General features: G+C 51.2%; 18 protein-coding genes. 14 read left to right on the top strand and 4 right to left on the bottom strand.

Going from position 1 to position 13,970, the window contains the following annotated elements; all coding sequences use genetic code 11:
• The first annotated feature begins 5 nt into the window (after window positions 1-5).
• From ACFORK_RS14060 to ACFORK_RS14070, 3 genes are all read left to right on the top strand, one after another.
• Window positions 6-1,073 carry a metal ABC transporter substrate-binding protein gene (locus tag ACFORK_RS14060; protein WP_379199855.1) on the top strand — a complete coding sequence of 356 codons (1,068 nt, stop codon included), beginning with the start codon at window positions 6-8 and terminating at the stop codon, window positions 1,071-1,073.
• Window positions 1,074-1,108: 35 nt separating this feature from the next.
• Window positions 1,109-1,378: a 30S ribosomal protein S14 gene (gene rpsN / locus ACFORK_RS14065; protein WP_379199857.1), complete on the top strand. Its 270-nt coding sequence runs from the start codon at window positions 1,109-1,111 to the stop codon at window positions 1,376-1,378.
• 150 nt (window positions 1,379-1,528) lie between these two features.
• On the top strand, window positions 1,529-1,726 hold the full coding sequence (locus ACFORK_RS14070) for a hypothetical protein (RefSeq protein ID WP_379199859.1): 198 nt from the start codon (window positions 1,529-1,531) through the stop codon (window positions 1,724-1,726).
• Window positions 1,727-1,817: 91 nt separating this feature from the next.
• Here ACFORK_RS14070 and ACFORK_RS14075 read toward each other — a convergent pair whose 3' ends face one another.
• Both ACFORK_RS14075 and ACFORK_RS14080 read right to left on the bottom strand, forming a co-directional pair.
• The gene (locus ACFORK_RS14075; protein WP_379199861.1) at window positions 1,818-2,621 is read right to left on the bottom strand and encodes an MBL fold metallo-hydrolase; all 804 of its coding nucleotides are present in this window, start codon (window positions 2,619-2,621) and stop codon (window positions 1,818-1,820) included.
• 172 nt (window positions 2,622-2,793) lie between these two features.
• Entirely contained in the window at window positions 2,794-3,378 is a 585-nt protein-coding gene (locus tag ACFORK_RS14080; protein WP_379199863.1) for a helix-turn-helix domain-containing protein, read from the bottom strand.
• 372 nt (window positions 3,379-3,750) lie between these two features.
• Here ACFORK_RS14080 and ACFORK_RS14085 point away from each other — a divergent pair, with 372 nt between their 5' ends.
• The 10 genes from ACFORK_RS14085 (at window position 3,751) to ACFORK_RS14130 (ending at window position 10,603) form a co-directional block, all read left to right on the top strand.
• Complete coding sequence (locus ACFORK_RS14085; protein WP_066371957.1) at window positions 3,751-4,038, top strand: Dabb family protein; 288 nt, start codon at window positions 3,751-3,753, stop codon at window positions 4,036-4,038.
• Between the two features lie 314 nt (window positions 4,039-4,352).
• The gene (locus ACFORK_RS14090; protein ID WP_379199866.1) at window positions 4,353-4,793 is read left to right on the top strand and encodes a DUF86 domain-containing protein; all 441 of its coding nucleotides are present in this window, start codon (window positions 4,353-4,355) and stop codon (window positions 4,791-4,793) included.
• Window positions 4,794-4,980: 187 nt separating this feature from the next.
• Window positions 4,981-5,406: a hypothetical protein gene (locus tag ACFORK_RS14095; RefSeq protein WP_379199868.1), complete on the top strand. Its 426-nt coding sequence runs from the start codon at window positions 4,981-4,983 to the stop codon at window positions 5,404-5,406.
• Between the two features lie 59 nt (window positions 5,407-5,465).
• Window positions 5,466-6,083 (top strand): YtxH domain-containing protein, encoded by a 618-nt coding sequence (locus ACFORK_RS14100; RefSeq protein ID WP_379199870.1) that lies wholly within the window; start codon window positions 5,466-5,468, stop codon window positions 6,081-6,083.
• A 252-nt stretch (window positions 6,084-6,335) separates the two neighbouring features.
• Window positions 6,336-7,142 (top strand): glutamate racemase, encoded by an 807-nt coding sequence (gene racE, locus ACFORK_RS14105; RefSeq protein ID WP_379199872.1) that lies wholly within the window; start codon window positions 6,336-6,338, stop codon window positions 7,140-7,142.
• Between the two features lie 269 nt (window positions 7,143-7,411).
• Window positions 7,412-8,626, top strand: a complete 1,215-nt coding sequence (locus ACFORK_RS14110) for a M14 family zinc carboxypeptidase (protein WP_379200002.1) — start codon at window positions 7,412-7,414, stop codon at window positions 8,624-8,626.
• Between the two features lie 109 nt (window positions 8,627-8,735).
• Window positions 8,736-8,987, top strand: coding sequence for a hypothetical protein (locus tag ACFORK_RS14115; RefSeq protein WP_379199874.1), 252 nt, complete (start codon window positions 8,736-8,738; stop codon window positions 8,985-8,987).
• Between the two features lie 127 nt (window positions 8,988-9,114).
• Window positions 9,115-9,417, top strand: a complete 303-nt coding sequence (locus ACFORK_RS14120) for a HesB/IscA family protein (protein ID WP_379199876.1) — start codon at window positions 9,115-9,117, stop codon at window positions 9,415-9,417.
• A 41-nt stretch (window positions 9,418-9,458) separates the two neighbouring features.
• Window positions 9,459-9,698, top strand: coding sequence for a YuzB family protein (locus tag ACFORK_RS14125; protein WP_066371926.1), 240 nt, complete (start codon window positions 9,459-9,461; stop codon window positions 9,696-9,698).
• A gap of 80 nt (window positions 9,699-9,778) precedes the next feature.
• Window positions 9,779-10,603: an aldo/keto reductase gene (locus tag ACFORK_RS14130; protein WP_379199878.1), complete on the top strand. Its 825-nt coding sequence runs from the start codon at window positions 9,779-9,781 to the stop codon at window positions 10,601-10,603.
• A 153-nt stretch (window positions 10,604-10,756) separates the two neighbouring features.
• Here the strand turns inward: ACFORK_RS14130 and ACFORK_RS14135 are convergent, their stop codons facing one another.
• Complete coding sequence (locus ACFORK_RS14135) at window positions 10,757-11,896, bottom strand: THUMP domain-containing class I SAM-dependent RNA methyltransferase (protein ID WP_379199880.1); 1,140 nt, start codon at window positions 11,894-11,896, stop codon at window positions 10,757-10,759.
• 166 nt (window positions 11,897-12,062) lie between these two features.
• On the opposite strand from ACFORK_RS14135, the gene ACFORK_RS14140 reads away from it, so the two are divergent.
• Window positions 12,063-12,695: an O-methyltransferase gene (locus tag ACFORK_RS14140; RefSeq protein ID WP_379199882.1), complete on the top strand. Its 633-nt coding sequence runs from the start codon at window positions 12,063-12,065 to the stop codon at window positions 12,693-12,695.
• Between the two features lie 20 nt (window positions 12,696-12,715).
• Here the strand turns inward: ACFORK_RS14140 and ACFORK_RS14145 are convergent, their stop codons facing one another.
• Complete coding sequence (locus ACFORK_RS14145; protein ID WP_379199884.1) at window positions 12,716-13,936, bottom strand: MFS transporter; 1,221 nt, start codon at window positions 13,934-13,936, stop codon at window positions 12,716-12,718.
• Between the last annotated feature and the right edge of the window lie 34 nt (window positions 13,937-13,970).

Genomic DNA, 13,970 nt, shown 5'->3' on the forward strand with positions numbered 1-13,970 from the left:
TCATTATGAAATTAAATATCCGTCACTTAGCTGTTCTGTCCCTGTCCTCCATACTGATTGCCGCTGGTTGTGGTAACAACAATACATCAACTAACGCAGGAGCCTCTGCTAATACATCTGCCGCAGCTACTGCTGAAGCCCCTACAGCGACAGCGGCCCATAAGCTGGACATTAAGGTTAGCTTCTATCCGATGTATGAGTTTACGAAAAATATTACTGGCGACCTCGCAGATGTGGAAGCCCTCATCCCGCCAGGGATCGAGCCGCATGATTGGGAGCCAACGGCACAGGATATGGCCCGAATCACCAAGGCTGATGTGCTTGTCTATAACGGAGCCGGCATGGAGAGCTGGGTCGATCAAGTGCTGGACAGTGCCTCAGGCAGCAAGCTGGTCTCCGTCGAGGCCAGCAAGGGCCTTGATATTATGGAGGGAACTGAAGAGGAAGAACATGAGCATGGGGAGGATGAGCATGGTCATGACCATGGAGAAGGGGAGGAACATGACCATGGTCATGGAGAAGGCGAAGATCATCATCATGATCATGGCGGGCTAGATCCTCACGTCTGGCTTGCCCCGGCCTTAGCGGTCAAAGAGGTGCGGAACATTGAATCCGCGCTGGCGGCTGCTGCCCCAGAGCACGCGGAAGCATTTAAAGCCAATGCCGATGCCTACATTTCCAAGCTGGAAGCCTTGGATCAGGAGTTCAGGGAAGCTACCAAAGAAGTCAAGCGCAAGGACTTCATCACTCAGCATGCGGCCTTCGGTTATCTTGCCAAGGAATACGGTCTAACCCAGGTGCCGATTGCTGGACTGTCCCCGGAAGAGGAGCCTTCTGCAGCAAAAATGGCCGAAATCGTGAAATTTGCCAAAACGCATAACGTGAAGACGATCTTTTTTGAAACCTTAGTTTCCTCCAGTGTAGCAGATACCATTGCTAAAGAAATTGGAGCCAAGACTGCGGTGCTGAATCCGATTGAAGGCCTGACTGAAGAGGACCGCAGCAATAATCTTGATTATCTGGGCATCATGCGCCAGAACCTCGAAGCACTAAAAACAGCGCTGAACGAATAAGGAAGGCATACAATCATTGAAAGGGTGAGCATTACATGGCAAAAAAATCGAAAGTGGTTAAAGAGTTGAAGAGACAGGAAATGGTGGCTAAATACGCGGAGAAACGAAGAGAGCTGAAGGCCAAAGGTGACTATCTGGCCCTGCAAAAGCTGCCGCGCGATTCCTCTGCCACCCGCCTCAAGAACAGATGTGAGGTGTCCGGCAGACCGCGGGGTTATTTGAGCAAATTCAAAATTTCCCGGATTGTCTTCCGTGAACTGGCTTTGAAGGGGCAAATCCCCGGCATCACCAAATCAAGCTGGTAATTTCAGTTGATGCCACGGCAGTTAGGCTTATTTTATCAAAAATGGCGGCTCCCAAAAGGGAGTACGCCTTTTTTGTTATGGCTTGGAGAAAGCGTGAATTATATAATAGAAGAAACGTGTTTACCTGTCATATTTAGGAGGCGTTCCAGCTTGAGCTATACCGATACGTTCATCCGCGTTGCCGAAGGCTGTCCAGTGGAAATTTGCATTCTGCCCGTATCCTCCCGTCCGCTGCCAGCTATGCGCAAGAAACGTTCCCCGCAAGAACCTAAGGATACACTATTGCACGAACCTACGCACGAACCTAAGCGCGAACCTGCGCATGAGCATATCCAAGCACGAACATAGCGAACCTGATATCCTTCTAAGAAAATAAAAGCAGGGCAGCGATCGGCCACCTACATAGCGGTCAGATCCTGCCCTGTTATTTGTCATTCAACTATACGTACTTACCTTGCCCTGGCACGGCCAGTTCTTTGAAGAAACGGCACAGGTGAGCGATTTGGGAGGAGAGCTCCTTGCCATACATGGGCGCTCCATGTCCACTCAGCACGATCTGTGGGTCCAGTAGACCCAGCTGACGGACCGATTTCTCGGCCTCTTCCCAGTCTGTGGTGAAATAAGCAGGGGGACCGTGGACCTCCTGGTCCTGCTTGATCACGTGAAAGGCAGATTCCTGCTTGACGGTTAGAAAAGCATCCCCGGCAATCAGGACCTTGTCCTTATCCCGGAACAGGGAGATATGTCCCGGACTATGGCCGGGACTGTGTACCCATCTCCATTCGTTAGCACCGGGAATGCTGCCATCCACCGGCAGTGGAACCACCCGGGTTCCAAGGTCAATGCCGCGGTAAGGATACAGCGGTGCCGCCATGGACATCAGGCCACCCCCGACGGCGGGATCAGCAGGGGGGTAGTCCTCTTTTCCCGTCAGATATGGAAGCTCTAGGTGATGTGCATAAACCGGGACATCCCATCTTTCGAGCAGCTCCTTGAGGCCCCCGACATGATCGAAATGCCCATGCGTCAAAATAATGGCACGAGGAGGCCTGCCGAAGCGTTCCATGGCGGTATTGTGGACACTCCCGGCATACATGCCGAGGCCTGTGTCCACCAGCATCCAGTCCGCTGACTTCAGTTCTATAAAAGCAATATTCACAAATAATGTACGGAGTCCAACAACCCCGGGAGCTACTTCCCAAAGCTCCGTGTGCCCGGAAGCTAGCATACCGCTAAAATTCATAGTGCGCCTCCTGATTCTTTTTTCGAGTTAGAGCAAGTAGCCTTTGTCTTAGCATTGCCCTAATGTATCCAAAATAAAGAGGGAGCGGCAAAAAAACCTTTCATTGTTCATGCAGGGCATGACAAGAAAGGTCCTGTGTTGATCGTTGTCCTCGCCTATGTAATCTGGCTGCTTATTCCGGTTCACAATCGGCGAATAAAATATTTCGGGGAATTCGGAAGAATGCTTCCGCCTTCTCCTGCAGGGCCGGGCTGGGCAGATGACTGAAATGCAGCCATTTGCGGAACGTTCCGGGATGGACACCGATCCAGATGCTGACATCTGTGACGGAAAGATCATAGACCATGCACAGCCCGGTCAGAATCGTGTTGCTGGAGGGGGAGTGAGACGACGTTCGTTTCATGTACCGGGAAGGTGTTGGCTGGCAGAGAATCGGACTTTGCCGCAGCAGAGCTTCATTGAACAAGACATGAGGTGGATATCCAAGAAGACGACAGACCTTCTCTAAGTTTTTCCGGGAAGGAATACGGCCTTCGTACACCCAGGCGCTGACGCTGCGCGAGGAAACAGGGAGTTCTTCGGCAAGACGTGACAACTTTATGTCTTTAGCCATCAGGATGGCGAGCAGGACCCGGTTGCGAATCTGGCTGCGCTGTGGACGACGGAATCTTTTCACTCGAACGCCTTGTCCAAGATATTTGCGGTTGATCAGAGACCACGCCTGGATATTATGAGAGTCTGGTTGATTATTAGGCATACTTCCTCCGATGTTTAAGATAGCTCCGAAACGCTTTAATTACCTTGAAATACCACGATGTCGGAGGCTATAAGAGTAGTAAAATGCAATTGATTGAATGATATAAGTCTAGCTGTTTAATAGGCCATGCATTGCTATTGCTCCACTTAATACTGCTTATGGGGTGAACCACAGTGACTCAGTTTCTGGGGAGCTTTTTTGGCCTTCTATGACTTTAACATTTCAAATATGGTTTCGTCTAGATGAAATGAGGTCATGGAACTTTTTGACTTGAACACTCTTTTTCGTGACCTCATTGCTTTCGGAACTACGGGTCTTATGATATATTTTTAATATTCAACGAACAATTAATAGAGACAGGGAGCGAATAGAATGATAAAGCATATTGTGTTTTTTAAATTGAAAGACCGGTCGGCAGAAAGTGTGGAGGCAACGGCGGTCGTACTGCGGAACATGGAAGGAAAGATCCCACAGCTGCTTTCAATTGAGGTCGGCACCGATATCATTCATTCAGAACGTTCCTTTGATTTGGCTCTTGTAACCACTGTGGCTTCTCTGGAGGATTTGCAGGCTTATCAAGTTCATCCGGCGCACAAAGAGGTTATTGCCCATATCAATGAAGTTAAAGAACTGTCCATAGCTGTAGATTACGAGCTGTAAGATTACCGGGTCTGTGAGTGTAACGTATACTACAATATACCGGAAAGCGGTGAAGGCATGCGTGAGCTGGAATATCCGATGGAAGCGTTAACTTATCTGGTTGTATTTCTTGCGGCCTGCTTTATTATGTTCTTCTGGCTGAAGCGCCGCGGCCGGCGAAGCAAGTAGAATACTTGGGCGTAAGGTCTTTGGAAAGACTCCGAAAGGAGTTTTTCTTTTAAATTATTTCTCGCTGAAACGGATACCGTCCTTTAGAGGACGGTAAAGCCGTTTCTGTTTGATTCTGTAACTATAACCGATTTGGAGGGCTTGCTGTGTATTATGTCAACCGACAACAAATCGAAACTATTCTGGGGCAGATTCCCGATATAAATTTCGGCCTGCGGACGGCCGCGGATTCCTGGGACGGAGGAACATTGATTGGTCTTGTACAGGAGCGCTGTCTTCACCTGGCCATCGAGGTCGTCACGGATGTTGGAAGCTGCCTGATTGACGGATTCATCATGCGCGACGCAGGAAGCTATGAAGATATTATTTCCATTATCCACGAGGAGAAGGTCTTCAGTGAAGACGGGTTGTTTGATACGCTGATTCAGTTGGTCGGGCTGCGTAAACCGTTGGTTCAGGACTATTTCGTATGGGATCGCAGTGTACTGCACCCGTTAACGCAAGAGCTACCTGGGGCGCTTGAACGATTTGCAGCAGAGGTTCACCAGTATTTGGATCAGGAACTGGGGGCCAACGTGTTGAAATAATGAGGGAACAGCCAACCTCGGAAGTATATGTCTAGGTCGTCGCTGCTATCGCTGTTGGATGGCGTCAAGGTAGTCAAGACAGGTATTGTAAAAAAAGTTGCGCCAGTCAGTCACAGGACGAACTCCCTCTGCTTATGATAAAGCAGAAATAGGCACTTGCCCGGTAGGGCGGGGAGGAGGAGAAGCCATGGACGGCTGGCTGGCTGCGGTCTTGGTGACCGGGATGAGTGTTCTGGTCACTGCTACCTTGCTGTTGACCGTATCTGTCATGAAGACCTTGGCTGCGCTGAGTGAGATGGTGACCCGCCTGGGGCAGGTCGGTACCTCGCTTGCCGCCGATACTGCAGAGACTCTGCAGCGGACGGCGGCCGCAGCGGAGACCGCCGAAGCAAGACTAAGGGAAATGGAGCCGCTTGCGTCGGGGCTGGCTTGCGTTGGAGAATCCTTGAGCGAGGCTGGAGGACAATTGAAGACGCTGAGCCGCAAGACAGCAGCTTCTGTGAATCATGCGCTGGAGCGAGCCAGGGAGCGTAATGAGCCTGGAATGGATCATGCTCTGCGCGCCCTGGATGCCGGGCTGACCCTCTGGACAGCCTGGAACAAGCGCAAATAGCCTGGATATGTCTTGTTCGGAACCGGAGTACATCTTAAAGTAGAAGGAGAGATTACAAGATGAAAAAAGATTCGAAAAACTTGTTGTGGGGTATTGTTGCGGGAAGCGTCATCGGTTCGGTAACCGCTCTGCTCTTTGCTCCTAAGCCTGGGAAAGAGCTGCGGAAGGATATTGCCGACGGCGCATCGGCTACATTGGAGAAGAGCAAAGAACTGGCTGCACAGGTAGGTGATAAAAGTACAGAACTGTACGGAAAAGCCAAAGATGCAGTAGGTAATGTGGTACACGAGGTGCGGGAATGGAGTAAACAATATACCGAAGCCGATGAACAGGAGAAGCCTGCAGTTAGCGAAAGTATTACTGTTGCTCAGGATACTGAAGAAACTGCGGAGGCGGCCGGTATTGTAGATGCTGTAGACGCAATAATTACTGAAGAAGCAGTAGAAGCAGTAGAAGCAGTAGAAGCAGTAGAAGCAGTAGAAGCAGTAGAAGCAGTAGAAGCAGTAGAAGCAGTAGAAGCAGTAGAAGTTGAAGAGGCTGTGATCACGGCTGTTGTAGTCGATGAAGTTGCCGTAGCTGCAGAGACTGAAAGTGTTGTTGCGGAGGTTGAAGCTATCTCCAACGACGGCAGTGAGTCTGCCGTTACCAATGAAACCGGGAGCAATGAGACGGTGTAAATAAAGAACTTCTTTACCCGTAAATGATCTGAAATCATAAGGGTGATATCATTGAGTAGAGCCGGTTTCCGCAGGGGGCGGAGAGCGGCTTTTCTATGACATAAGAATGCAGGAATGCTCATCAGCTTTAACAAACTGCCTTGAACTACGGCCTGAAATGGAGTAATATCTGCAATTGGGGTAACAGATAGGTACCTTTTGTTTTCGCCTTACATAAGCTACACAAAACAAGTAGAAGGAAGCGGTGTGTTCGTGCAGCAAGCTATTGCAATATTGGATTCAGGTGTGGGAGGATTGACGGTTGCCAAGGAAGTGATGAGACAGCTCCCAAGGGAGAAAATCATTTATTTCGGAGACACTGCCAGAGCCCCGTACGGACCCCGTTCGACCGAGCAAGTGAAGTTGTTCACCGAGCAAATCGTAGATTATTTGATTCAGTTCAATCCTAAAATGATCGTCATCGCCTGCAACACGGCCACGGCGGCGGCACTTGATTATATCTCGGCCAAAGTTAACATTCCAGTGATCGGTGTTATTCACCCGGGTGCCCGGGCAGCGATCAGTGTCACCAAGAGCGGTCAGGTCGGTGTAATCGGTACCGTTGGAACGATCGGAAGCGGAGCGTATACAGCTGCGTTGCAGCAGTTGTCTCCGTATGTCCAGGTAGTCAGTCAGGCATGTCCGACTCTTGTCCCGCTTGTGGAGCAGGGAATGTTCCGTTCGGATGAAAGTCAGGAAGTTGTAGGCCAGGCATTGGAAGGCATCAGGCACAGCAATATTGATACTTTGATTCTAGGCTGCACTCATTATCCTTTTTTAGTGGAACCTATCGGAAAAACGATGGGAGCAGGCGTCAAGCTGATCAGCTCAGCGGACGAGACGGCCCGGGAAGTAAGCACCATTTTATATGACAAAGGCAAGCTGGCCAGCGGAGACGAGAGTCCTATTCACCAATTTTTTTGCAGCGGGGATGCAGAGATGTTTCAGAAAATCGCCCGTGACTGGCTTGGAGAGCAGATCAAGCGAACACCCGTCGTATGGCAGGTGTCCACGCTGTAGTTATGTTTGCCGCAGCTTGGAACAAGGACAACCTTCAGGATTCCTGAATCGGTCGACAACTAAAAACGGGTATCGCCTTCTTGGGCGATGCCCGTTTTTTTCATACCATGTATCTAAAGCGGCTGCACGAAGTTTCCCAGTGTCCTCATGTGGGACAGCTGGAGCTGCATACAATAGAGCAGAGGGCTGTGTCCCGCTGCTATCCGGGTCACGCCCGGGTGAACGTCTATCAGCGGGCAACGGCAAATCATGCCGAGAGGATGAGGCATATGCAGCAATACATTGCACGCAGGGGAGATACCGTAAGCCGAATTGCCGCCATGCATGGACTAACGCCGAAGCATGTCATTCAAGGTAACCCATGGGCATCCAGACAGCCGTACCTGTATCCCGGACAGATTCTGTTCCTCCCCTCCGCGCCCCGCAGAAGATATGCGGTACAGGAAGAGGATCATGAGCAGAAAATATCGGCTTTGTTCGGAGTCAGTCCGGAGGCGCTGGAGCAACTGAATCCCGGCTTCCTGTCTGGACGCTGTTGTATTCCCGGCAAGGTGCTAGTGATTCCTCCACCGGAGCCGCAGCGCATTGTCTATCTACGCGGAGAATATGGCCCGGCCGAGGTAAAGGTCGATATCGACCGACTGGTGGAGCGTTATCCTTTCATCGTACAGGAAACGATCGGTAACAGTGTGCTGGGCAAGCCGTTACAGCTGCTCCGGTTGGGAGAAGGGCCGCGCCAGTTGCATGTTAATGCGGCACTGCATGCCAATGAATGGCTGACCACACCCTGCCTGATGGCGTTTCTGGAGGAATATGCGGCCGCTTATGCGGAAGGTAGGCAGTGGAATGGCCACTCTCCCGCCCAGTGGTTCAAAGATTGGACGATATGGGTGGTTCCTCTGGCAAATCCGGATGGGGTAGAATTGGTTCAAGAGGGAGTCATGCCAGGTCATCCCTATTATGATCAGCTGATGGAATGGAATGGCGGACGGCGCAGCTTCCGCCACTGGAAGGCCAACATCCGGGGAGTGGACCTGGGCGACCAGTTCCCGGCTCACTGGGAAGAGGAGGCGCAGCGTCGGGGCACCGTGGGCCCGGCGCCACGTGACTATGGTGGGAGCGCCCCGCTCAGTGAGCCTGAAGCTGCGGCGCTGGCAGCAGTGGCAGAGGAGGTGCCGGGACATGCGGCGGTATCACTGCACAGCCAGGGGGCGGAGATCTACTGGAACTACCGGGGCTATGAGCCACCGGAAAGTAAGGCCCTGGCAGCTAAGCTGGCTGCAGCCAGCGGCTATCGGGCCGTGCATCTGACAGGCAGCGATGCTGGCTACAAGGACTGGTTCATCCAGCGATTCCGCCGGCCGGGCTTTACGGTGGAACTGGGCATCGGCAAGAATCCGCTGCCGCTCGGCGATTTTGAGGATATGGCCCTGGAGACCGGGCTGATTCTGGGCAGCATTTTATCAGATGTGAAGTCATTCTGAAACATTTTCAGCAATATTGAGTAATATATGCTATAGGGTATGGCCGCTGTTCAAACTACCTGCGGCTGTATCCTTTTTATATGGGATTTGGATAACGGGAGGGCATCTGATGAAATGGAGAAGATGGTTTTCGCTTAAGATATGGTACCAGATTTTCCGTGCTTCCTGGCGATACATTGTATCATCTCAGGTCACCTTGGGGGACAAGCTGTTATTTACGATTCCGGTCCTGTTGTATTGGGTGCTACCAGATGTTATGCCATTTGTGCCTATCGATGATATCGGGGTAACGATGTTGCTGGCAGGCTGGTTCGTATCTAGAATGGATCGCAAATATCCTGAGCTACGCAACAGAAGATGAGTGTTCAGATGATTTCAGCATCCGGAAGACGTGTCTATTTTGTCAATATGGTTGCTTTTAGCAGCTTAGTTCCTTTAAAATAGATTATTGAGTATTTAAACTATAGATGCTGGGAGATGGATTGCAGATGAACGTCAAAATTACCCGCAATGCGGCTAAAGTCATAAAGAAGCAGATGGAACTTGAAGGCAACAGCGAACTGAAGCTGCGCGTTGCGATTACGCATGCCCATGGCGACCATGCACACTACGGTCTGGATTTGGACACGCCTAAAGAGAATGATGTTGTAGTTTCTACAGACAAGGAAATCGACGTAGTTCTGGAAGCGGGCCAGCCGCTGCTTGACGGCGTTAAGATTGACTATCTGTACTTCCCGGAAGAAGGCTTTGTCATCACTAATCCGTCTAAAGGAAATCATGGCGATCACTAAGAATTCGCCCCGGATTTTCGGACATAAAGAAGGGTTGCTCCATGGCTAACGATATACGAGTATGCGATAAATGCAATTTCACCAGTCTCAAGAGCATTGTGCCGAAGCTGCAGAAAATGGCACCAGACGCCGAGATAAAGATTGGCTGCAAGTCCTACTGTGGACCTTGTGGCAAACGGGCATTTGTCTTTATTAACGGACGCTATATTAGCGCTCCCACAGAGGATGAAGTGCTGAAGAAAGTAGAATCTTTCGTCAAGCGGCCCGTTGCCCAGCAATAATAATATGCCGCACATCTGGCCGCCGCTGCATTTTGCAGGGGCGGTTTTTGTGAAAATATAACAGTGAGGTGAAGATCGGCATGAAGCATATTACCGATACAACGATATTGAACAATGGGATAGCGATGCCCTGGTTTGGACTGGGCACTTACAAAGCTGAGGGAGATGCGGTTGCCAAGTCGGTGGCGGCAGCGCTGGAGCTAGGCTATCGAAGCATTGATACTGCAGCGATCTATGGGAATGAGGAAGAAGTCGGAGGAGCCATTGCGTCAAGCGGCGTATCGCGCGACAGCCTATTCGTTACGACAAAGGTATGGAACACCGATCAGGGATATGATACTACACTGAAAGCTTTTGATTTGAGCAGTCGTAAGCTGGGACTGGAAGTCATTGATCTCTATCTCGTCCACTGGCCTGGTCAGGATAAATACAAGGATACATGGCGGGCGCTGGAACGGCTCTACGAGGAAGGCCGGGTACGGGCTATCGGAGTGAGCAATTTTCAGATTCACCATCTGCAGGAATTGATGAAAGAGAGCTCTATTGTGCCTGCTGTTAACCAGGTGGAACTGCATCCTCGTTTCTTACAAAAGGAACTGCATGATTTCTGCAAGCTACATGGGATACAGATCGAAGCCTGGGCGCCACTCATGAAAGGCAGACTTCAGGACAATGAGCTGCTTGCAGAGATTGCAGCAAGACATGGGAAAACAGTGCCACAGGTAATTTTGCGCTGGGGCCTACAGAATGAAATCATCATTATTCCCAAGTCGGTCACGGTTTCCAGAATAAAGGAAAATAGTGAGATCTTCGATTTTGAATTATCTCGGGAAGATTTGAACGCGATTAGCGGGTTGGATGCCGGCGAGCGGATCGGTACGAACCCAGATAAGCTTTTTTTCTAGATTCAAGATAAACCAGCATAAACAAACAGCCTTAATACGTGTGATGCACACGCCTTTAAGGCTGTTTTGTTGCAGTGCGGAGAATGCAAAGCAATGAGCAGTACAATTAAAAAGGACACCCTCCCTGGCGGGAGAATGTCCGTAGCTGCTTAATTACTGCGGCTTGCGCGGCGGCAGTGGACCTAGATATTGATAATATTGACACTCGATGCGGCCGTTATAGAGCTTGCGGCGTTTATCGGCTTTGCGGCCGTAATACTGCTCGAATTCTTTGTAAGGGCTGATGGCGAAGAAGGACCAGGTTGGCAGATAGATCATCATCTCGCCGAATTGGCGGGTCAGCTTCTCTACTTCCTTGTCGCTGCTGATACGTTCCCCGTACGGCGGATTGGTGATAATACAGCCGTATTCACCCTCTGGTCTGACCTTGGCGGCAGCCTGAACGGTAAAGGTAATCTCACCGGACAGTCCGGCGCTCTTGGCAGCAGCTTCGGCAATTTCAATGGCTTCAGGATCAATATCGCTGCCGAATAGCTGTAGTGGGTAGTCATCACGCACAGCGTCGAAGGCTTCCTCGCGTGCTTCCTCCCAGAGTGCCTTCGGAATGACTGGCCAATGCTCGGAAGGGAAGGAGCGGCGTAGACCAGGGGCGATGTTCCAGGCGATCATCGCGGCTTCAATCAGAATGGTACCGGAACCGCAGCATGGATCGTATAGCGGACGGCTGCCGTTCCAGCGACTGAGCTGTAGCAGAGCCGCCGCCATCGTTTCCTTGATCGGGGCTTCGGTAGAATGTTTACGATAGCCGCGCTTATGTAGCGCCGGTCCTGTCGTATCCAGCGTGATTAAGGCGATATCATTCAACAGAATCACTTCAATGACATAACGAGGTCCGTTCTCCGGGAACCAGTCAGTCTCGTAAGACAGCTTCATCTTCTCGACAATCGCCTTCTTGACGATACCTTGGCAAGCAGGGACACTCGTCAGCTGTGATTTATGGGAACGGCCTTCCACAGGGAATTCACCGTGCTCGGGAATCCAGTCGGCCCAAGGCAGTGCCTTGACGCCTTCGAATAGCTCATCGAAGGTGGACGCCGGGAACTGACCCATTTTGACCAGAACACGGTCGGAGGTACGAAGCCACAAATTGCAGCGGCAGATGTCGATGTAATCCCCGCTGAACAGAACTCGTCCATTCTCGATGGTGGTCTCATAGCCCAGTTGGTTCAGTTCGCGCGCCACAACGGCCTCCAGGCCCATTGGTGCCGTAGCGATTAATTGTAATTTACTCAAAAAGGTCTCAACTCCATTTAACTTGTAGATAAATACATAAAGCCAGTACAATCAAGTATAGGGGAATGCGCGGCAGTTCACAATGACCGTCATTCCGTAAAAAATAATTAATGCACCTACCGCGCTCTTTTATGGAGATCGGCAGGTCGATCAAAGGAGATTATACATGCTTAATCAGGAAGAATACAGTGAACAGCTATATACAGAAGATCAATTGCTGCTAGATGTCAAAACAGCTATCGTTGCCGCCGGAATGCCGGAGGTTTCCATTGCTCCGGGTTATGGACGGCTGCTCGGCATGCTCGTCAGCCTCTCCCGGTCGTCGCGGATTCTCGAGATCGGCGCACTTGGCGGTTACAGCGGCATTTGCCTGTCCCGCGGGCTGGCGCCCGGCGGCAAGCTGACCTCGCTAGAATTGAAGCCCGAATACGCGGAACTGGCGCGTGGTCATCTGGAGCAGGCCGGCTTTGGGGCCGAGACTGTAGAGTACAGAGTAGGCCCGGCACTTGACAGCCTTAAGCAGTTGGAAGCAGAGGGCGCCAGCTTCGATTTCTTTTTCATTGATGCCGACAAGGAGAACTATCCGAACTATCTGGAATACGCCATCCGGCTGGCGAAGCCGGGAGCGATTATTGCCGGAGATAATATTTTTCTGCGCGGACGCACTTTGAATACGGAGAAGAATGGACCGGCTGTGCTAGCCATGCGTCGCTTCAATGAAATGATCGCCAGCGATGAGCGTCTGACCAGCACCTTGCTGCCAGCATACGACGGGCTGGCCTTGGCAGTCGTCAAGTAGTTAAGCAACCCAACGAGGTGCTAGCGGAACAGCCGAGGTGGAGTAGTCTTGAACAGTCTTAGACGTACCCACAACATATTAACCAGCAGCAGGCTGCCGGAAATAATGAATAGCCCTTCGATGCCGATATAACCAGCGAGGAAGCCGCCAATCATGGCGCCGAGCATATTGCCGAGAGCCAGGGTACTGCTGTTGAAGCCAAACGCCCGGCTTTCCTTGCCGTCCGGTGTATAGGCACGGATCAGAGCATTGACGCTGGGCAGCAAGCCACCCATGAACACACCCATCAGGAAGCGGACGATGATCAGCTGCCAGACAGAGGTTACAAAAGCTTGCGGAATCAGGAATACAGCTGCTCCGATTAGTGCGTAGGTCAGGATGCGGTGCGCCCCGACTTTGTCGCTTAGCTTGCCGAGAACGGGTGATGCCAGCATATTGGATACACCTGTGACGGCACTGACCATCCCGGCCCAGAAGGCGATATTCACAGCAGAGCCATGGAGCTTCTCTACATACAACGGCAACAGTGTCATGGGACTGATCATGGCAAATTGCAGCAGGAAGGTAATACCGAACAAAGCTGGTAATTGTGGGACCTTTGTAAGCTCCTTCAAGCCGGCCAGCACCGAAATCTGCGGTACATGCGCAGCTTCCTGTCGGTCGAACTTTTCTTTAACAAGAAAGAGCGCGAGCAAGGAAGCAATAAAGAGCAATGCGCCTACGACATAGAAAATCGGGCGGAATCCAATCCAGTCGGCGAGCAATCCGCCGATCAGCGGCCCCAGAATAGTACCTGCCACCGAACCAGACTGCATGAGGCCCATAGCAAAGCCCATGCGGTTCTTTGGCGTTGTGCCAGAGACGAGCGCGATGGAGGCGGGATTGAAGCCGGAAATCGTACCGTTCAACAGTCGCAGCAACAGAAGCTGCATTGGGGTCTGGGCAAAACCCATCAGCACGATGACAATCGCCATCCCGAAGCTGGAGCGCAGCAGCATGATTTTGCGCCCGTATTTGTCGGCCAGCTTACCCCACAGGGGCTGGAACAGAAACGAGGTCAGGAAATTGGCCGCAAAGATAAGGCCGGCCCAGATTCCGATATCATGCTCGCCCCGCACGCCAAGATCCTTGGCAAGGTACAGTGTAAGAAATGGAGTAATCATTGTCATCCCGGCGTTAACCAGGAATTGTCCAAACCAAAGCACCATGAGATTGACTTTCCAAGTCTCCCAATTCTTCAAAGTGCTTCACTTCCTTTCAGGGAAATCATAGATA

The organism is Paenibacillus sp. GCM10012306, assembly GCF_042649265.1.
GTDB lineage: Bacteria > Bacillota > Bacilli > Paenibacillales > Paenibacillaceae > Paenibacillus_AQ.